Source organism: Anaerotignum propionicum, from assembly GCF_024461735.1.
Lineage (GTDB): Bacteria > Bacillota > Clostridia > Lachnospirales > Anaerotignaceae > Chakrabartyella.
The window spans coordinates 1-470 of the sequence record NZ_JANGAD010000025.1; the positions used below are offsets into that span (position 1 = coordinate 1).

The 470-nt window shown below is 39.6% G+C and carries 1 protein-coding gene; it reads right to left on the reverse strand.

Annotated features, from left to right (window positions below):
* On the reverse strand, positions 1-470 hold a 470-nt coding region (locus NE558_RS14250; RefSeq protein WP_330643506.1), incomplete at both ends, for a hypothetical protein.

Consider the following 470-nt stretch of genomic DNA (forward strand, 5'->3'; position numbering starts at 1 on the left):
AGAAACTTCCTGTGCCTTTTGTATCCAAATTTCTAATCACATATCCATCTCCATCCAGCGTTCCTGAAAATTGAGAAATAGACATCCATGTTTCGTTATTTAAATCAATATCACTGCCTAGTTTATAACATGCCGTTATATCTTTACGTATAGAATCCAATTGCTCTTTCGTTTCTATGATGTATGGATTTACTTCCGTTCCTTCACCACTTAATTCTAACCCGGCTGTATCTTCCACACTTCGTAGTTTAGGATACTCTCCATCTTTCAAGCTCCAAGCCCCATCGAAATCCCAATTTACATATGTACCCTGATTTTTCATTTCTTCTGTTGTTTTCCCTTGATCCGCCGGTGTTGTTATTCCCGACACATCACGATCGAAGTAACTATTTACTACTCTGCTTACTCTGCTCCGTGAATCCCCGATCAGGCCTCCCATATAGCTCTGGCGTCTTGTATTTAAAACACTT